General features: G+C 59.6%; 17 protein-coding genes. 7 read left to right on the top strand and 10 right to left on the bottom strand.

The genetic code is table 11. From position 1 onward, the window contains the following. Positions 1-155: 155 nt before the first annotated feature. A complete protein-coding gene (locus GWG67_RS30600) occupies positions 156-359 on the top strand; it encodes a cold-shock protein (protein ID WP_085360348.1) in 204 nt (67 codons plus the stop codon). Between the two features lie 854 nt (positions 360-1,213). On the opposite strand, the gene GWG67_RS30595 is transcribed toward GWG67_RS30600, so the two are convergent. The 9 genes from GWG67_RS30595 to GWG67_RS30555 all read right to left on the bottom strand — a co-directional run bounded on the left by GWG67_RS30595 (position 1,214) and on the right by GWG67_RS30555 (position 8,917). Next, positions 1,214-2,233, bottom strand: coding sequence for a DNA/RNA non-specific endonuclease (locus tag GWG67_RS30595; RefSeq protein WP_275173150.1), 1,020 nt, complete (start codon positions 2,231-2,233; stop codon positions 1,214-1,216). Then, the gene (locus GWG67_RS30590) at positions 2,230-3,441 is read right to left on the bottom strand and encodes a serine protease (protein ID WP_275173089.1); all 1,212 of its coding nucleotides are present in this window, start codon (positions 3,439-3,441) and stop codon (positions 2,230-2,232) included. Before GWG67_RS30590 ends, GWG67_RS30595 begins: the two co-directional genes overlap by 4 nt. 166 nt (positions 3,442-3,607) lie before the next feature. Continuing rightward, positions 3,608-4,570 (bottom strand): DUF3616 domain-containing protein, encoded by a 963-nt coding sequence (locus GWG67_RS30585; RefSeq protein ID WP_275173087.1) that lies wholly within the window; start codon positions 4,568-4,570, stop codon positions 3,608-3,610. 76 nt (positions 4,571-4,646) lie between these two features. After that, positions 4,647-5,753: a hypothetical protein gene (locus GWG67_RS30580; RefSeq protein ID WP_275173086.1), complete on the bottom strand. Its 1,107-nt coding sequence runs from the start codon at positions 5,751-5,753 to the stop codon at positions 4,647-4,649. Between the two features lie 94 nt (positions 5,754-5,847). Then, positions 5,848-6,870, bottom strand: a complete 1,023-nt coding sequence (locus GWG67_RS30575) for a S1/P1 nuclease (protein ID WP_275173084.1) — start codon at positions 6,868-6,870, stop codon at positions 5,848-5,850. Between the two features lie 14 nt (positions 6,871-6,884). After that, entirely contained in the window at positions 6,885-7,475 is a 591-nt protein-coding gene (locus tag GWG67_RS30570) for a MobA/MobL family protein (RefSeq protein ID WP_275173082.1), read from the bottom strand. Positions 7,476-7,956: 481 nt separating this feature from the next. Continuing rightward, on the bottom strand, positions 7,957-8,187 hold the full coding sequence (locus tag GWG67_RS30565) for a hypothetical protein (protein ID WP_275173080.1): 231 nt from the start codon (positions 8,185-8,187) through the stop codon (positions 7,957-7,959). A 320-nt stretch (positions 8,188-8,507) separates the two neighbouring features. Further along, positions 8,508-8,720: a hypothetical protein gene (locus GWG67_RS30560; RefSeq protein WP_275173078.1), complete on the bottom strand. Its 213-nt coding sequence runs from the start codon at positions 8,718-8,720 to the stop codon at positions 8,508-8,510. After that, complete coding sequence (locus GWG67_RS30555) at positions 8,717-8,917, bottom strand: hypothetical protein (RefSeq protein ID WP_085394447.1); 201 nt, start codon at positions 8,915-8,917, stop codon at positions 8,717-8,719. The genes GWG67_RS30560 and GWG67_RS30555 overlap by 4 nt, the downstream gene beginning before the upstream one ends. Before the next feature lie 483 nt (positions 8,918-9,400). Here GWG67_RS30555 and GWG67_RS30550 point away from each other — a divergent pair, with 483 nt between their 5' ends. Continuing rightward, positions 9,401-11,773, top strand: a complete 2,373-nt coding sequence (locus tag GWG67_RS30550) for a DUF2235 domain-containing protein (protein WP_275173077.1) — start codon at positions 9,401-9,403, stop codon at positions 11,771-11,773. A 36-nt stretch (positions 11,774-11,809) separates the two neighbouring features. Further along, on the top strand, positions 11,810-12,385 hold the full coding sequence (locus GWG67_RS30545; RefSeq protein WP_275173075.1) for a hypothetical protein: 576 nt from the start codon (positions 11,810-11,812) through the stop codon (positions 12,383-12,385). Between the two features lie 61 nt (positions 12,386-12,446). Here GWG67_RS30545 and GWG67_RS30540 read toward each other — a convergent pair whose 3' ends face one another. Continuing rightward, the gene (locus GWG67_RS30540; RefSeq protein WP_275173073.1) at positions 12,447-12,950 is read right to left on the bottom strand and encodes a hypothetical protein; all 504 of its coding nucleotides are present in this window, start codon (positions 12,948-12,950) and stop codon (positions 12,447-12,449) included. A gap of 309 nt (positions 12,951-13,259) precedes the next feature. Between GWG67_RS30540 and GWG67_RS30535 the strand changes: the two genes are divergently transcribed. From GWG67_RS30535 to GWG67_RS30520, 4 genes are all read left to right on the top strand, one after another. Further along, entirely contained in the window at positions 13,260-13,904 is a 645-nt protein-coding gene (locus tag GWG67_RS30535; protein ID WP_275173071.1) for a type IV toxin-antitoxin system AbiEi family antitoxin domain-containing protein, read from the top strand. Then, on the top strand, positions 13,897-14,781 hold the full coding sequence (locus tag GWG67_RS30530; RefSeq protein WP_275173069.1) for a nucleotidyl transferase AbiEii/AbiGii toxin family protein: 885 nt from the start codon (positions 13,897-13,899) through the stop codon (positions 14,779-14,781). Before GWG67_RS30535 ends, GWG67_RS30530 begins: the two co-directional genes overlap by 8 nt. A 368-nt stretch (positions 14,782-15,149) precedes the next feature. After that, the gene (locus GWG67_RS30525; RefSeq protein WP_275173067.1) at positions 15,150-16,514 is read left to right on the top strand and encodes a hypothetical protein; all 1,365 of its coding nucleotides are present in this window, start codon (positions 15,150-15,152) and stop codon (positions 16,512-16,514) included. A gap of 21 nt (positions 16,515-16,535) precedes the next feature. After that, the gene (locus tag GWG67_RS30520; protein WP_275173065.1) at positions 16,536-17,987 is read left to right on the top strand and encodes a hypothetical protein; all 1,452 of its coding nucleotides are present in this window, start codon (positions 16,536-16,538) and stop codon (positions 17,985-17,987) included. The last annotated feature ends 181 nt before the right edge of the window (positions 17,988-18,168 follow it).

The raw sequence follows: 18,168 nt of genomic DNA, 5'->3' as shown, positions 1-18,168 counted from the left end.
GGTTGAGTCTCAAAACATCTGTTCCGAGGCGGAACCTGGACGGTTGTTGCGCGAGCGCAACTTCTTGCCATGACGCGGAAGGGGCCGCCGGCCTCTTTTCCTTGTGATCAGCTTCTGGCAAGCTGGGACGTTTTCATTTTTTAGGAGAGACGTGCGTGACCATAGGTACAGTAAAGTGGTTTAACCCGACGAAAGGTTACGGCTTCATCCAGCCTGACAATGGAGGCAAGGATGTTTTCGTTCACATCTCGGCCGTCGAAAAGGCGGGACTGAGCACGCTCAATGAGGGTGCGAGGGTGAGCTACGACGAAATGAGCAACAAGGGCAAAACGTCCGCTGAAAATCTGAGGGTCGGCTAGCCCATATAGGGCGCTTCAAAAGTTAAGGCAGTGCGCTAGTGAGCCCCGCTTATTAGTCTCAAAAATCAAGGCCCGCTGGTTCGCGCTGGGCCGGCGACTCTGCTAACCCAATCCAGTGATCGGTGCCCGCCGATCGCCAACAATCTCAATCAAACTCCGCCGGCTCCCAAGCCGGCGGGTTTTTGCGTGACAATTTACTCAGGCGGCGCGCTCCGATTCCGGCGGCAAGATGCTCTCCAATTGCTTTTGCAGGATTTGACATTGCAGAGCAAATGGAGTGCCAGTCCGCACGCGAGGCGATGGTGCTTCAACCGCCCGCCACAGCGCTGAGCTTTAAACTTACTTTGTTGCGTCCCCTCGAGGCACGTGCATCATGACCCTGCTGTCGGCCGTGGTGCCGATACGCTCTGCCCCCGTGCTGCGGATTAAGGTGCGGACCTCCAAGCAGCACGGGGGCCGATTTGGCACTGCAAACGCTGCCCATCGATTTGCCTTGGTCACCTCTATGCATCGCAGCGGCTCCTTTTGACGGCGATAAGCGCACTCGGCACTCCGAACGACGCAGCAGGGCTCGTATTCCGGGGGGACCTTCAACTCAGACTTCAGAGGCCTGATTTCGCGATTGAGGCATTCAGAGGAGCGGTCTCAATTGTCTCAGCGGACGATCTGGAAAACGGTGCATACGCGCGCAAAACGCTCGCGAGGCTCCTGCTTGGCACTATGACGCGCAGGCGTGAAAACTCCTCAACGAGGCCTCGCAGCGTTAGGAAACGCTAGGCGATCGCGATTCACTCGCCGAGATCATCCGCTTGCTGAAGTGAACGTGCGGCCAACTTAAGTCGACTTTCGACAGGCTACTTTCGACGCTTCTTGGTCTGTGGAGGCCGCAAGATCGCTACGTCCTCAATTCGACGCACCTCACGGCGGCCGGAAGCGCTTCTGCCGCCGGCGCCAAAGGTGTCGGCCTTCATTACGGTGGCGCCGAACGCAAGGCCGGTGACTTTCTGGAGTTCCGCAACACTGAAGTGATATTTCTTGATCTTGTCGTACGGCAACGGCTTCGAAACTGCCTCACCACGAAGCAGAGCCTCGGGAACGTAGTCTATCAGGGGTGACTGGTCCGCAACCAAAGCGGTGGCTTGAAGTTCATTGTTCTCGACCCTCAGCAACAGTTTCCAGAATTGCCGAGGCGCCTTGAAGCCGCGCATCTCCTGCCGGCCGCGGTCCCATGGGATGTCATTCTCGTCGTCGAACACCGCCCCGGTAAAGACGCTGACCCGTTCGCGCTCGGCGCGGGCATTCGTCAGCACGAATTCTTCGAGTGCTCGCCAATAGAGATTTCCACCCGGATGGACAGCTTGCTTCTCCGAGGCGGCTCGCATTTCCGCATTCGTGCCCTGCTTGAATATTCCCATGTTGAAGAAACCTACCTGCGGAGAGCAGTTCGTCACATGGAAGGTATCGGCGTTGGCAAATTTGATGATACTTTCGTCGTCACCCCACAACGGATCCTGCCTTCGCGTCAAATGGCCTTTCTGGAACATCCGGTTACGATGTCCGCTCGTTCGCTTGTCGAGTATCTGGTTTCCCTGAGCATCAAAGGTCGTCTGCCCCTCGTAGAAGTCCCTCGGCGTTTGCTCGTCGTCGCGGATGCGGTGCTCGGGAAACCATAGCTCGGATGCTTCGGACGCGCCGTCTCCGTCGATGCCCATCATTGGGTCGGTGATCTTACCCGTCGAGCGGTCGTAGTCCTTCGATGTCGCTCCGTCGATGTTGACCGCGGAGACGAAGGCAAGCTTTCGGGCTCCGTTCATGATGACGCTGTAGTGATGGTACTTCAGTTCGTAAGGATCCTCGTTGCGGCCGGCCCTCAGGTTCTTGGCGGCAAGCTTGGCGAGATCGCGCGACAGCTTGGGAAGTGGAACTTCGGCACCAGGAAGGAATTCGGAATCGTAGCCATCCCTGTCAGAATAATCCGGATCGAGTTCGACGCGCGCCTCCGCCGCGCCGGTCCCCGGCGCGGACGCGGCCACTGAAACCACTTGCGCTGATGGCGCATCGCCAATCCAGATCGAGACGGACAGTGGAATCTTCCAGGTCGCGACACCCTCTTGGACATGGGCGACCCCATCGGCGTCGATTGCACCCGCGCCGATGCCTCGCCAGCCGTTTGCGCGCTCGCGGCGGGCGCATCACTGGACAATCCGAGTTGCAATGCCTCGTCGATCAGTGACCTTGGCCCCGACTGAAGCGAAGTCCGCAAAGTGGTAAGGTCGGAGGAGATGGAACTGGCTCGGATTCCTTCATTGACCGTCTTGGGAATCGTCTTGCCGTTCTCGTCTGTCAGTTCGCGGTGTGGCGTGCCCCAATGATGCAGGGCTACAAGCGCGAACTGAACGTTGAGTACGGGCGACCCCGAGGAGCCGGGCTCGGTGTCTGCAACATAATCAAGCGTCGTGCCGCTCCTGGCCACCAGTTGGTTCTCGCGAATGACCGCTTCCTTGGGTCGGCCGTCGGGATGCTGGATGATATTGACGAAGTCTCCGAGCTGATGCTTGTTGCGGGCAGCGCTCACGGGAAGGTATCCCAGCGCCGCAAGCTCAGTGGCTCCGGAAATTCGCCGGCCGAGCGCAACCACCGTGTAGTCCAGATCGTCTTGACTGTTGGTGACGAAGCAGGTGGTCGGTTCGAACTCGTAGGTCGTCGGGGCGAGCATTCTGCCGCCTACGTCGCGCTCGTATTCGAACTCTGCGACTAGGGCTGCGGCCTCGGCTTCCGATCCGATGACATGGTTGTTCGTCATCATCAGGCGGGGCGAAATCAGAAAGCCTGTTCCGAGCGGAGCACCGTCCTTGGTGACGATGCGTGCGACTGCCCTCGCGGCTCGGCGGCCGCGCTCAAAGAAGGCGACATCGACGAAATCGACCGTCTTTCCCCAGATGCGCTCGGCTCCCTCGTCGGGTCTCGCGACGACGCGGGCAGCCTCGTCAAGGGATACGCCGGTTCGGGCCTGCAGCACCTGCACTTTTCGTGAGGTCTCGTATTCTGCGTCGCCAGGCCTTCCCGCTTCGATTGCGCTCACCGAATGGCGTATCTGTGCGATGGCGTCGGTGATCCGCTTCCTCGCAGCGTCTGCTATTCTCGGTGGGGCTTTCATCGTGACCTACCTTCAAAATGTAACGCAATCCTCGGACGTCTAAGACAGAACTTCCGCGGGCCCGGAACGAGCGGCTTGGGGTCGAGCCAAATCACTTTGCGACGATCATGCTTCTGAATTTCTTCTCGCTGCATTTTTCGCCATCCGTTTTTCCGTCATCGCTCAATATCTGCAGTTCCGAACGGTTCGGAACGAGAAACAGCGCTTCCGGGTTGAAGCCGGAGAAGTCGATTCCAGCGACCGGGCTCGGGTCATCGGCCGTTCGACCTGACCATCTATAGAGTTTCGAAACACCACTGCCGTCGATCGGGCCTGCAACGATCAGATAGCTGTCGCCGTCCCTTTCGAGACTCCTTATTCCCTGACCCTTGAGATCGATCTCGATGGGAGCGCCGAGAGATGCGCGCGAACCCTGAACCACAGACCCGGGATTTTGGAGCGGTACGATCAACGCCTTTCCGCCCGGCACTGGATTGCGGAATCCGATGAGAAGCCCCCCGTCGGCTGTCGAGGCTAGACCTTCGATGCTCAGTCCGCCCGGAGATTTCGGCGGAAGCTTCGCAGCGTCCGCCAACCTGTATTTAGCAAGGCTGGGGAGTTTCGCGAAATCGTCGACCAACAGATCGTAGGGCTTTCCGACCGGCGTCACCGTCGGAACCCGCCCGCCCACGATTTCCGTGGCGAAGAACCGTCGGCGGCGCTCCTGAACCTTGCCGTTCTTGTTGGTCCCGTGCGACGAAATCCAGTAGATCCGCGATCCGACGACCGCTGATCCCTCCAGATCGGACTCCTTGTCTTCGTCGGTGCCGAGAAACTGCCACACGGGGACCGTCGAGACCGGATCGGGCAGGTCGCGTCGATATATCTGCAGCGTGTTATGCTCGTCGTCCGCGACGATGAAATGATCCTGATCCAGAGGCACGGCCGCGGACGCATCGCAGATTCCTCGGTAGTTGATTGCGTTCTGCGCACTCGTCGGTGAGGTGATGAGCAGGAAGGCGATCGCCGCGAGGATCAAAATTTGCGCGCTATCGGGGACTGAAGTCCGCTTCATCGCAATGCCGCTCCCGGGACGTCGGCCATGGAAGGCAAGCGGCGACGCAGGGCCTCCCGCACTGGCGGACTGCCCGTCATACTCTGTTCATCCGGAAACTGGGGACCTTGCTCGGCTGAGCTTGCAACGCAAAGCCCATATTCTCCTTCGCGGTATCGGCATTCAAGGCCAGCACTGCCCTGATCTCATTCACATCGTCACTGAACAAGACCTTGTCCGTGAACTGCTTGAGTCCGGCATCGTCCAAGTTCAGGCGCTGACGTATCCCGAATTTCAGGATTGAAGGAATGATGACGTCCAGTTTGATTCCCGGCGTCTTCAGCGCCGTGCCTTCGTACGCAGCCTCGGTCTTCCAATATCCGCTTTTGTCAAAGAAAATCATCGGCGTAAATTCCTTTGCCGAGCCCGCGTAATAGTTTCTCTCCACATCCTGGAATACCTCTCGCATCGTTCCGCCGCCTCCCTGGCCATAGACGATGCCTGCCCGCGAATTGTTCACCAGCGCCTCTTCCCGAAGGCTATTCTGGAAATATTTGGCGTAGTGGCTCGCAAACGGCATTGTTGGCTCCGCGCCGTAAAGCCATGTCGGGATCGCCACGCTCAACGGCATGATCGGCGGCGCGTAGGAGCGCACCTCGAGCGCGGATTGCAGCCAGTCCCTCGCCTTCTCGACGTCAGCGATCTTTTCCCTCTTCACGGTCCCGTCGTGATCGAACAGACCGTCGAGATTTCCATAGCTGGGATATTTTCCGAGTTTCGCGAGCGCCTTTTCGAGATCCGAAGCGTCGTTCTTTGAAAAAGCCACACCCAGGTGAGCCGCTTCCATGATGCCGGGACCTCCCCCCGTCACGATGAGATAGCCCTCCTCGGAAAGAGTTCTCGCCAAGTGCGCGATGTCAGCAAAGGCTTGCCCGCCCCTTTTTGCAGCGTGCCCTCCCATGATGCCCAAGAGCGGCCGCCTGACCTCCCCAAGAAACCGCTTCAGAGCGTCTGCAAGGTCAGTATCATGATCCGCCTGCGCTTTGCGTATCTCGAGCGATGCTGGTACCGGGCCGCCGTCCTTTGAGAATTGGCGAAACACCGCGAAATCGCGGGTCAATGTAAAGCCGAGCCGATCGAATGGATTGAAGCCCTCGAGAAGCTGTGCCGATGTGTAGAGCCCTTCCGCACTCTTGAGCTGCATCGTCAACCTTTCCCTGTCGTGAAATCCAAGAAGCCCAATGAATTAAGTCGACCACCTGTCGTCCTGAATTCCGAGGTGACGCGCGGTTCGAAGATCAGGGCCAGATAGCGTTGAGCAGTTCAGCCAGCCTGGCACCTGCCTTTGCCAGTTGTCGCCGTTTGATAGAGTCTTGGGCCGCCAGATACGCGTCTCGGTCGTCGAACGAGACGGTCCAGTGTTGGGGCGACACGAACTTGAAATTGGCACCCGCGAAAGCGGAGTGAGCGACGGCGACGGTGTCCGAAGCCCATAGAGCCGGCCAATCCTCGACAACTCCTCCGCTTGGCGGGGTCGATCTGGCAGCGGAAAGGAGTGCGGGAGTTGCGGCCTCCCCGAGGTCACCGGGGATAGCGTCCCATTCCGTGTGGAATGGGGTGTGCTGGTCGCGGATATTGTTTCCGCCCACGGTGTCGGTTGATGGGTCGATGCGATGGACGGCGTCGGGATCCACCAGATGTCCGTGGGTGTCGAGGTACACGGCGGCAACATGCAAGGGCTGGTGCAGATCTCCCAGAAAATGGGAGAGCATGAAAAGCGCCTCCTTCTTGTCCGCTATCGAAAAAGGGGCCGTCGCCGGCCGGTCTTTCAAAACCGATATGGCGGCAGAGATTGCGGCAACGAGGTCGTGCTCGTTGGTGCCGAGAAACCCTCGATCGAACCGGTCGCGCTCGATGGCGATGTCGTCGAAATGATACGTGTTGTGGCACCCCCGTTCCTGGCCCATCGGCGGATAAACGCATTGAGTCCAGTTCCGCCCGACATAATCCTCCATCCGTTTCTGCTCGCCAGAGGTCCGAAACGAAGTGCATGGGATTTCGTACTCCGGATGATCGGGGTTTTCCTTGTATTCGAAGGTGCCGTCGTCGTTTCGCACGACGCTCTTCACGCAGTCGGCCCATGGGCCGGCGATCCGGAGTTCGAAGCCAAGTATCTTCGCGACCTGTAGCTTCGCGCGTGGGTTCAACAATTGATCCGCAATGGATCCCACGATGCGGTGCCCCTGAAATCCCCAGGCGGAGGAGGCGGTCGGACAGAATACCCAAAGCAAGAAATTGAGCGAGAAAATGATTCTGAGCATATGAGCCTTGCTCGTCATCTAACAACAAATTGTATCGTGCCCGCTGAGGTTGTCGTTGTCAACCAATTCGCGAAGCCGCTGAGCCTATCGAGCCGAAATGCTTGGGGCGCTTTGGCCCTTGGATCCAGCGACATGTCCGCAAGCATGGCGCCGATCGCGCTGGCGAACTTCGCCCGGTGACCGGAGCAAGGCGACGCGACGATGATGCGTGGATCATCGGGAAGTCGGGCGATGATGAATTCGTTGCCGTCGTCCGGACGCAAGTCCGCCCTCAGCGTGTTGGTATACCCGGACCAGCTCAAGTCTTTCCTCAGGCGTAAGCTCATGGGCAGCGCCATATTGATTTCCCGGGCGAGCTGCGCATCCCGGCGCACCTCGATGGCTTCCACGTGATTCCACAGCGTCTCACGGTCTGCCAGCCACTCGGCGCATCCCTCGGGTACAACGATTTCCTCATGGGCGACACCGCGTCGCCTGCTGTAGTCGGCCACTGTGCCGCGTCGATGGTCCTTCAGTGCTTGGCCTGCGCGATAGGCGGCCATCGCGACCACCGAGCGCCCTTCGGAGCGCTTCACCGGCTGAGCGGATAAATGGTAGGATGCCATACAGTCCTTTCTTGTTCTTGTTTGTCGCGCAGCGACTCTTCCGGCCGCCGTGGCGGCCGCGCACCGATGTCGCGAAGTGATGTGTAAGTGCGCCATTCACCTGGCGAAGCCTCTTCGTCCTTTGGGTAAGCTGCAAGAAAACATCATGCCATGACGCGAATTCACGCATATCTCGCCGAGCGGCCCGATGTCGTTGGTCAGACAAATCGGCCGGGGGCAAAGCCCCCGGCCCCCCTTTGATTCGAGGGCGACAAATACGAATGGTTTTTTTATACTAGAGACGCAAAAGTATCTTCTGAAATAGAGGGTGCCGGCTTGAACCCGGCACCACTCGTCTCACTTGTTCTTTTACATTATCGATTTAATTCCACATCGATACCTCCCATTGTTGGATGAAGACCCGGGCGCTCAACCTTTGAAGTCTTCATCTGGCGGCCCGCTGCCTTTCGGCAGCGGGCTTTTCTTTACCCATCCGAGCCGGTCACGCTGAATCAGCTCGCGCGGCGATCTCGACGGGCATTTTGTTTAGTGGCTGACCTTGTAACCGTTTGATGACAGCAATCGCGTTCGCATACTCATCCCGGCTTGCGATGTTGTGGCCAGTGGCACCACCGAGGCTCTCGGGAGGAGCGCTATTCACCAATTCGTCGTAACAGTTGTACCAACGCTCGAGAAAGCTGAGAGCTTGGATAATCCGCGCTTGCTCGTCCATGTTGCGTCTCTCAGCTTAAGCTAAACATCAGATCGCTAGGATCCCCTGAACGGCTGGCGAGAACTGGACACTAGTTGCCACACCTGAGTTGGCGCGTTTCCGTGAAAGCGAAGTCGCTGGCGTTGAGTAGAGCGGTAGTGACCGCTTTAGATGAGAAAGCACGCCACCATTGGCGTGCTCCCTTTGACTTTGTTTTAGTACGCTGAATTCAACCTTAGCTCAGTGAGAATGAAATCCACACACGCGGTGCCCATGCGGCTTGACCTTGACGCAATCACCGGCAAGCACGGTGTTGCAGATGTCCTGGACGGGTAGGGCGCTCATGAGCGCACCTCCCTTACGAGGGGCCTTGCGTCCCAGCCGAAGTCGCTGCGGACCAGCTCGAAGCCGTCCATGGTGCCGAGACAGTCGGTGAGATAGATGGCCTCGGCCTTGCGGATCGCGTCCTCGCGGCTGGCAGCCTCGACGACGATCGCCCATTCTTCGTAGTCAAAGCATTTGACCAGGAAGCGGGGAAGGGAAACGGGGCTCATCGCCCCGTCTCCTTGTCGGCCTTCGGTTCGCGGACGACCAGGCGGCCATCCAGAGGCAGGCAGCTGAGCTGGAGGTTGAAGCCCTTGCCGTCCTCGTGCGGCCATGCGGCGCCGATCTTGGTCCAGAAGGCGTTGTCGCCCTGTCCTTCGACCACATAAACTCCATGTGGGCGCTGATTCTTTTCGTTGCGTTTCATTTGACGATCTCCCGTTTGGTTTTTGCCGGCTGCGCCAATAGCGGCCGGACGGGAAATCTTTGGAAAACGAGGATTTAGCGGCGGCGGAACGGAGGGTCCGGCCGAGGGACCCGCTTGCGGGATACGGTTGGATGCCTTGCGCCGACACGCCTCGGCGCCAGTTTCCCCGTCCTGCTGGCCGATGCATTGGGGTTAGACGCACCATGGGAGGGGCTTGAGACGCAATAGGACCGCGCCTGCAGGGGTTTCTGGCTGTCGGTGAGAGAAAGGCTGAACATGCGGACTAAGGGAGGGGCTCTCCGAATCTTCCGGGCGTCGGGCTAAGCACGTCTTGCCGCGCTGCAATTGCTGTGAGCCACGGCAGATCAGCCTTGACTAGTGCGGGGCGGGACGTTCAACTAACGGATATTGCAACCGTTTGTTGTGGGCGATTTCCGCGCTTTCGGCGCAAACGCTGATCTCATTTTTGATTGAGGGAAGACCATGCCAAGACGGATCGTGCTCCTCTCCGATGGCACTGGCAATTCATCGGCAAAGGTTTGGCGGACCAATGTTTGGCGCATGTTCAGTGCGCTCGATCTCACCAAGGACGACCAGGTTGCCTGTTACGACGATGGCGTGGGGACGTCGTCGTTCAAGCCATTGGCGATGCTTGGCGGAGCCTTCGGCATAGGCCTTCGCCGCAACGTCATCACGCTCTACAAGTTTGCCTGCCGCAACTACCGAGCTGCGGGAGATGAGATATACGCATTCGGATTCAGCCGCGGCGCATTCACCATTCGCGTGACCATAGGTTTGATCCTGGATCAGGGTCTGATTCCTGCGAAGGACATTTCGGATAGCGAACTCGACCGGCAGGCCAAGGCGGCTTATCGCGCCTACCATAAAAGACATTTCCATACGAACTGGTACCTGATGATTCAGGGGCTCAAGAAGCTGCTGGGACGGGAGATGTCTGCGCCCTCTGCGGGAGCCACCGCAGGAAGGCACTCGCCAATCATTCGCTTTCTGGGGCTTTGGGACACCGTCGCCGCGTACGGACTTCCGGTTGACGAGATGACCCAGGGAGTGAGCCAATGGATATGGCCGCTTGAACTCCCGGGCCACACGCTTCATCCCGACGTGAAACGTGCTTGCCACGCTTTGTCTTTGGATGATGAGCGAACGACCTTCCACCCGGTTCTCTGGAATGAGCGTCGCGAGCCGCCGCAGCCGACGGGAGCCACCCGGTACACATCCAATGAAAGGCTTACGCAGGTCTGGTTTGCCGGCGTCCATGCCAATGTCGGGGGCGGCTACCCGGACGATTCACTGGCGCACATTCCGCTTTACTGGATTATGGAAGAGGCGCGGGCCTGCGGCCTCTCCTTCAAAACGTCCGATCCTGCGGCCGTGGCCGAAACCAAACAAGCGCAGGACAAGGATGGTCGACTGTACGACTCTCGCGCTGGCTCGGGCAGCTACTACCGATACGGCCCCAGGCGGATCTCCCGACTGACCCGCCAAAGCTTCTCATGGACCACAGGAGATGAGGTCTACGTCGCGAGGCCCAAGATTCACGAGACGGTTTTGCGGCGCATTAAGAACAACGCACACGTCTATGCGCCCATCGGAATCCCACACAACTATGATGTCGTGTCGCCTGAGATCGCTCCAGACGGCTGCGTCCGCTTCCGAATTGACAGCCTTCCGGAGAGGGCATCGGGGCCGACAATCAGCACCCCTGAAACCTCCGATCAGGCCCAAGGCCGCGTCGTCGCGGAGCGGCAGTTCATCTGGCCATTGGTCTACCTGCGCGCGGGGCTGTATTTCCTCACGCTGGCGGCGACCATCGTCTTCGTGCTGTTTCCCTTCACGGGGCGCAGCGATCCTCTGGGCGAGCGGGTCAATGCGCTCAAGTGGGTGTCAGACATCATCCGAACCCTGTCCGGCTTCCTGCCGTCCTGGGTCTCGCAGTGGTTGGTGTCCTACGCCCAATATCCGGTGACGTTCCTGATCCTGGGGGGTGTCATCGTCGCTTTGCTCTTCGGCGGCAAACGGGTCGCATCTGCGATCGATGACCGGATGACCGCACTTTGGCGAGATGCGTTCGCAGGCGAGCTTGTCGCGCCATCAGCGGCTCCCAGCGCCAGCCCTCATGGGCGCGAGCTATTTCTTGTCGGTGTGCGCACGGCATGGCGCTACTATCTCGCTCCGGTACTTTCCGCGATTGTCATCGTCTATCTGGTAGTCACGGTCGGTAATCGACTTGCGTTCACCGCGGTTGATCAAGCGGGGCTGGTTTGCAAGCCAACGGACAGGCTTGAATTTGTCCCCGACGCCGGCGCGCTGGTCTCGTTCGATGCGTCCGACCTTTGCTTTTCGACCGGTTATAAAGTGGGGCGCCTAGAGCGATACCTCGTCTGGACCAACCCGGACCCCATTGCCCTGGCCAGGCAGTACAAGGACTACACTACCAGCCGCGCAACATGTCAGGTGGGGGCGGGAGACTTGCACAATGGCAGCGTCGTCACGGATGCACGTGGCTATTCGACCTTCCATAATCCGGATGACGGAACACAGCTGTCCTGGACCGGGACCGTTGTCCATATGCTCGCATCACCTTTGCGGCGTTACTACTTCCAGCCCTGGTTCCAACCGGTGGCGCGCTATGGCGCGCTAGGTAGTGAAGTGGACTTCCTCGAACCTGACCCCGACCGACGGGTGAAGAAAATATCTGAATATGTGACGCCGAAGGTGGCGGGCGAGTTGTTCTTTTACTTGAACGATGCCGTTCTTGTTCTCCCACGTAAATACCAGTGGCTTTATGGCGATAACGGGGGGTGCGTTTCGTTCTTCATCAAGCCGTCCAAATAACGATGGCGTGGGCCGACGTGAGCGTATGGGGATCTGATGGATTTCAATGGGGTCTGTATTGCCGGGCTGGTCGTGTCTGGCGTAGCGACAATCGTCTTCTTCGGCGCGAACCATCGGTTCAGGGAGGCGGTCGATCAGGCAATCGCCCCGATGAAAGTGCCCGAACGCCGATGGCGCGGGTATAGCGCGCAAGATCTCGCCGATTTCAAGAGAGTCGGGCTCGAACGGCCGACAACGTTCGGGAAGTCTGCGCTCGATGTGTACCGTGATCGCGTGTTGGTGCTTGACCTCGGTTTCGCCGTGGCCTTGGGCTTTTTCAGCTTGCTGTCCTGGGTTGTGGCCGTACAGCAAATCGGTTCGCCGCTGGTATCGTCGTTCGCCATGTTCGGCGGCATGGCAGGGTTCATCTACGGCTGCTCCGACGTGGGCGAGGATTTCATGCTTCGGATGCTTCTCCGGCCGGAGCGAATCGTCCGCGATGACGATGCCCGGAGAGCGACTGCTCTTACATGGCTCAAATTCGCGATGATTGGCATCTCAATTGTCGGAGCCGCCGTGTTCGGAATGTTGACACTCGTTTTCGGGGCGATGCCGTCCGACGCCAAGTCATAGAGTTTGGAAGACCGGCCGATTGGTTGCGGACGACTTGCAGCTCATCGAGCGCAAGGTGTGCCTAGAGGCCATAGGCTGACGCCGCGCGCTGGTCGCGCGCGGCGAAATTTGGGACGCCAAAGCCGGAGCCGCGCATGCGGCTCCGGCTCGTTTGGTGGTCGTGACGTCTACGCAGCCATCGGCGCTGCGGTGCTAACGGCCTGCGGCAATCGCAGTACGGTGAGCAACCAGCCCTTGTCGCCAGCAAACGCTCAGCGGCCTCGGCCATCGCGGGCTTCTTCAAGTCCGCCAGTTGCGCGGCGGCTTCCTCCGACACCCCTTGGCGGACCGCCTCAACAATAACCGCCTTGGTGACCTGACCAAGGTAGTTGACGGCGGTGGGCTGCCAGTGCGCCGCCATGTCCAGCGAGACCGCCTGGGACAATGATTCGGCGTGTTTCAGGGGCGGGGATGAGCCTGCGCCCGGACGGACGACCGCATCGACCGCAAGGGCCGCGCAATGTGCGAGCAGGCGCATCAACTGCTTCTGCGTGAACCCCAGCAAGGCGTCCCACAGGTCTTGCACGTCGGCGGGTAGCGCCTTGGCAAGCTCGGCTTGCCGGTCGCTGCACGTGCGCCCCTGCGCGCTCTCATCTATCCCGGCCGCGTGTCCCGACAGATAGCCGTGCGGCGGCCATGTACGCGATCGCGGCCAGCATGGCCGTGGCCGACAATTGCGGCGGGCAGCGGGGCGTACCAGATCGGATTTTGGCCCGTAGGATGTCTATATCTATCAAGGGGTTGCGGAACGATTTGCGGGTTGTTAGCGGTAGTTCTGTATGATATGAAATGCAGGATATAAATAGGATATATCCGACAAATCGGATCATAAGCCATGGCCAAGCCATCCTCGACCCAACAAGACCGTGTCATCGAACTCCTCAAGGAGCGCGGCATCGCGCGCCCTTCCGAGCTTGCCACAGTAGGCATCACGGCCGCGACTATCGCCCGCATGAAGGAAAAAGGCCTCGTTGTCCAACTCGGGCGCGGTCTCTACCAACTGCCCGACGCGCCCATCGATACGCACCATTCCCTCGCCGAAGCCGCCAAACGCGTACCCAAAGGGGTCGTCGCGCTGACCTCAGCGCTCGCTTTCCATGACCTGACCGATACCATCCCCTCCATGGTTTGGCTTGCCATCGGTCCCAAAGACCGTCAGCCCCTTCCAACCAATCCGCCAATGCAGTTCGTTCGCTTCAACCCGGAGCGGCTTCAGGAGGGCGTGGAGATTCATACGATCGAAGGTTGCCCGGTCAAGATCTTCAGCCCCGCCAAGACCGTCGTCGATCTTTTTCGCTACCGGCGGAGCGCCGGGACACGCTACCGTCACAGCACCGGCCTCAACCTCGCGCTCGAAGGCCTGCGCGAGGCCCTGCGAACCCGCAAGGCCAAGCCTTCGGAGATCGCGGATTTCGCGCGCAAAGCCGGGGTTTGGAAGGCCATGCAACCTTATATCGAAGCGATGACCGCCAATGGCTAACCCGCCCAAGAATGTCGCTGCCTCGGTTCGCGCGCAACTGCTCACGCTCTCCAGAGAGCGCAATCAACCCTTCGACCTTCTCCTCACCCGCTACGTGCTGGAACGGCTCCTCTATCGCCTCGGCTCGACGGATTATCGTAACCGCTTCGTTCTCAAGGGCGCGATGCTGCTCGCGACCTGGGTCGACAACCAGTTCCGGCCGACGCGCGACCTTGACCTTCTCGGCTCGGGCGATCCCGACCCCGACGCGCTCTTGGCGACCTTCAAGGAGATCGCCGCCGTCGACGCCGCCGACGGCGTCATCTTCGACCCGGCCAGCTTCACCGTCGACCGCATCCGCGACGAAAACGAATACGGCGGCGTCCGGATCAAGGGCAATGCCACGGTCGATAATGCCCGCGTTCGCGTCCTAATCGATATCGCATTCGGCGACGCCATCGAGCCCGGCGTGCAGGAAACTGACCTCCCGGTGCTGTTGGATTTTCCGGCTCCCAAGCTACGCTCCTATCCGCGCGAGACCGTCATCGCCGAGAAATTCCAGGCGATGGTCGCGCTTGGCCTCGCCAACACACGCCTGAAAGACTTCTACGACGTCTGGGTGCTGATCCGCTCCTACAAGTTCGAGGGCGACACGCTGGCTCGCGCCATCAAGGCGACATTCGCGCGCCGCAAGACCGACATTCCCACCGCACTGCCGGATGCATTCACCTCGGCCTTTACCGAGGATGCCGGCAAGAAGGATCAGTGGGCGGCGTTCACCAGACAGGTCGCGGTCGACCCGGGCCCGCTGACGGATGTGGCCAAGACGCTCGCGGAGTTCTTGATGCCGCGCGCAAAGGAAGCTCGCGCCCTGAAGGACGGGGAGAAGGCGCCTTAGCCGGGGCGATCATGATGATCATCATGATGACCAGCAGCAGCACCATCAGCGTCAGGATGATCATCGCCGTGCCCATGATCACCATGATCGCCAGCACCAGCACCTGCTAGCTGATCATCAACATGCCGATCATCGGTTTCATCGCAATTTTCGCTAGGCGAAGAGGGACGAGCACCTATATATTAGGGGGTATCCCCACACCAATCGAGCCTGCCGCGTGCCACAACGCCTATCTCCCACTGCTGTCATCGTCACCGCCCTCGAGGTCGAGACGCGCGCCGTCTTGCGGCAACTCGGGAAGCACGCTGTCGAGACAGTCAACGGTAGCGGCTTCTTCAAAGGGCAGTTCGACGGCTGGGATATTTGCGGTGGTCGAGGCCGGCCCCGGCAATGCGGGCGCCGCCGCAATCGCGGTCCGAGCCCTTGAGCATTACAAGCCCCATGTTGCGCTGTTTGTCGGCGTCGCCGGCGGGGTGAAGGATGTGGCCATCGGCGACGTGGTGGTCGCAACCAGGGTCTACGGCTATGAGTCCGGCAAGGACACCGCCAAAGGTTTCCAGACGCGTCCTGATGTGCAGAATACCGCGCATGCGCTGGAACAGCGCGCCCGCGTTATCCGCCAAGGAAACGACTGGAAATCGCGGCTCGATCCTGCGGTCAAGCAGGGAGACCCCGCGTTCTTCGTCGCGCCGATCGCGGCAGGCGAGAAAGTCGTGGCCTCAAAGAAGGCCGCCACCGCGACGCTGATCAAGGATCACTATGGTGATGCCGTCGCCGTCGAGATGGAAGGCAGCGGCTTCCTGAAGGGGGTGCATATCAGTCACCCCACGCAGGACGCCGTCATTCGCGGCATCTCGGATCTGTTGTCCGGCAAGGCGACCGCCGACAAGGAAGGATCGCAACAGCGCGCAGCCGACGCAGCCAGCGCCGCCGCCTTCGAGATCCTTTCAGGGCTGGATGGCGGTCAGGATCGCGCGCGGACGGCAAAGCCTGCCTTCCTGCAAACGTCGTCCACCTTCAGCAAGGGCAGCTATTTCGCGCAGAGCGAGGCGCTTGCCGAGGTCGGCGTACCCGACGTCGATCGGGTCCGGTTTGCGTTCGCAGGCGCCCCCGATGGCTACATGCGAATTATTCCCATGGAACGCCGGGAAAAGCCGCTGACGGTGTCGAGCCTGAACGCCAACGTCAATCAATCCGAAATGATACGCGCGACCGGCCACGGCGGCCTTGCCACGGTGAACGCGTACGGCGCGATCTACTACGATCCCGCTGGCGCTTATACGATGGGACCAGCACCGCTGCGCTGGGCGACCCAAGTCTTTCAGAACGGCGAGCTCTGGAGCCTGACGGATACGTTGATCACGCGCGAGCGCGCATGGCGTCCGGCGCACATTCCGTTGCCGATCATTCCCGTAGTTACCTTGGAGAAGGGCTTTTATCGCGCGCTCCATACGAACGTGCCGTTCGCTGTCCAGCATCTCGGACTGACGTTCCCGTGCGAGATCGAACTCGGCCTGCTGAACATGCGGGGGGCGCATCTCGGCGTCGATCAGGATGACATTCGCGGTCCGATTCAATTCGACGAAGCCATTGTGCGAGCCGAGCTTGATTCCGCCGATGCCGCGGCGATCGACACGGTCCTGTTGGCCTTCTTTGAGGAGGTATTTGACAAGACCGGTTATGCGCGGCCTGAAGGATTGAACAGGTTTCCGCCCGGACCGCCTCGGTCATAAGTTGCCAAGAGGTCGCGGGTCATGCTGCAGATCATTACCAAAAAATTTTTCCCGCCAGGCGAGCGATACGAAACGCTCCATCGCGCAATTTTTTACACCAATTACCGCGTTATGCGAGGTGAGAAGATCATCACGCCCGTAGGGTCCCTTCTTCCCTCGACCGGCCTTCACTCGCTTGCGACGCTCACATGCGAGATGCTGGAGAAACAGGAGAAGTATCCCGACGGACCCAGGCCGGGTGTTTTTATTGCGACAACTGGAGATGACCTCCTGAATGACTTTGCCGCCGTCATCTCCTTCTTCCTGAATGTCACCTGCACTCCCGATCCCGACCTCACGCGGCGCCTTCTCCTCGCCGAACGGCCGAGCCTTGGTATCGAAGCGGTACCAAGCCGGTTCATCCGCCGCATGTTCGACAAGGACGTCCACGCCAAGGATGGCGAAGCCGCGGCGCTAGCTGCCTTCATCACGCAACTAATCGGGCTCGAGCGTGAGACTTTTGTCGGCGCCATGCGCGCCATAAGGCAGTTCGTGATCGGTTCACATCGCTTAGCGGACGACCTTAATCTGGCTTACAAGCTGTTCGTTACGTCGATAGAATCTCTCGCGCAGGGTTTTGATGGTCATGTAGCCGAGTGGAGCGACTACGAGCCGCGCAAGCGAAACAAGATTGACCAAGCCCTGAAGGATGCATCAGACGAAGTCGCCGCTGGTGTCCGAGACGCGGTTCTCTCTAACGAGCATGTTGCGCTGGCGCGCCGTTTCCGCGATTTCGCCATGGCCGATGTCGCACCGTCATTCTTTCGGGAAGAGGCCGCTGGCGCCCAGGGACCGATAGGCCGACCTGATCTTCCCATTGCGCTTCAACAGGCTTACTCGATCCGATCGAGCTACGTGCATCTTTTGCGGGATGTTCCCCGTCAGCTAACCATAAGCGGTTTTCCCGAGGCTACCGAGGTCGACGACAGGGAAACGTTGTCGTTTGCAGGCCTGTCTCGGCTGGCGCGTCACATCATCATGCAGTTTATCGCGCGCGGGCGCACGGTTGAACGCGAGGCTTTCGATTATCGCCGAGAGCTGCCGGGCATTGTTACGGTCAAGCTTTCCCCCGAATATTGGGTCGCCTCGACAGTAGGCTTTGACCATAAAAGCGCGCCGGTGCGGCTTACAGCGTTTTTGGAGCAAATTACTGCCGCCGTGCTCCTGCATCAAAAGGACGCCAAACTAACCGACCTACGGCCGATCCTGATCATGGTAGAGGACCAAGTGCCCGGGTTACGAAAGCCGAACCAGCGGCTCCCGATGTTGACGCTATATTGCCTGTTCCATCAGTTTGCAGGCCCGGAGTTCGAGTGCAAACAATGGCCGGCCCTCTTTGAGAAGTACAAAGCCGATTTCGATACTCCCACCGTCGAGAGCTTCGTTGCCCATCTGATCGCGGGCTATCGGGTTGATTGGAGTTGGCGCAGTTAGAGGAACTGCACAAAACCTACTTCAAGACACGGCATACAGCGAGCGTGACCAAGATTGGGCTCCTGCTTGAAGCTGCCTTGTCCTCTATGTGGCCGAGGTTAACCGCGCTGCCGGCAATGACCCGCGGGCCCGTGCATTGATAGCGTTCGTCACCCAGGCCATGCGGCCCTGCGGGCCTACG

Origin of the sequence: Bradyrhizobium sp. CSS354 (assembly GCF_029051725.1) — a bacterium.
In the GTDB taxonomy this organism is placed as follows: Bacteria; Pseudomonadota; Alphaproteobacteria; order Rhizobiales; family Xanthobacteraceae; genus Bradyrhizobium.
This window is presented reverse-complemented; position numbering and strand designations above follow the sequence as displayed.

What these genes read in the sequence shown, in the direction of transcription:
- GWG67_RS30585 (WP_275173087.1), bottom strand. Translation starts at nt 4,570, where the DNA reads ATGAAGCGGACTTCAGTCCCCGATAGCGCGCAAATTTTGATCCTCGCG.
- GWG67_RS30580 (WP_275173086.1), bottom strand. Translation starts at nt 5,753, where the DNA reads ATGCAGCTCAAGAGTGCGGAAGGGCTCTACACATCGGCACAGCTTCTC.
- GWG67_RS30575 (WP_275173084.1), bottom strand. Translation starts at nt 6,870, where the DNA reads ATGCTCAGAATCATTTTCTCGCTCAATTTCTTGCTTTGGGTATTCTGT.
- GWG67_RS30570 (WP_275173082.1), bottom strand. Translation starts at nt 7,475, where the DNA reads ATGGCATCCTACCATTTATCCGCTCAGCCGGTGAAGCGCTCCGAAGGG.
- GWG67_RS30565 (WP_275173080.1), bottom strand. Translation starts at nt 8,187, where the DNA reads ATGGACGAGCAAGCGCGGATTATCCAAGCTCTCAGCTTTCTCGAGCGT.
- GWG67_RS30560 (WP_275173078.1), bottom strand. Translation starts at nt 8,720, where the DNA reads ATGAGCCCCGTTTCCCTTCCCCGCTTCCTGGTCAAATGCTTTGACTAC.
- GWG67_RS30555 (WP_085394447.1), bottom strand. Translation starts at nt 8,917, where the DNA reads ATGAAACGCAACGAAAAGAATCAGCGCCCACATGGAGTTTATGTGGTC.
- GWG67_RS30550 (WP_275173077.1), top strand. Translation starts at nt 9,401, where the DNA reads ATGCCAAGACGGATCGTGCTCCTCTCCGATGGCACTGGCAATTCATCG.
- GWG67_RS30545 (WP_275173075.1), top strand. Translation starts at nt 11,810, where the DNA reads ATGGATTTCAATGGGGTCTGTATTGCCGGGCTGGTCGTGTCTGGCGTA.
- GWG67_RS30535 (WP_275173071.1), top strand. Translation starts at nt 13,260, where the DNA reads ATGGCCAAGCCATCCTCGACCCAACAAGACCGTGTCATCGAACTCCTC.
- GWG67_RS30530 (WP_275173069.1), top strand. Translation starts at nt 13,897, where the DNA reads ATGGCTAACCCGCCCAAGAATGTCGCTGCCTCGGTTCGCGCGCAACTG.
- GWG67_RS30520 (WP_275173065.1), top strand. Translation starts at nt 16,536, where the DNA reads ATGCTGCAGATCATTACCAAAAAATTTTTCCCGCCAGGCGAGCGATAC.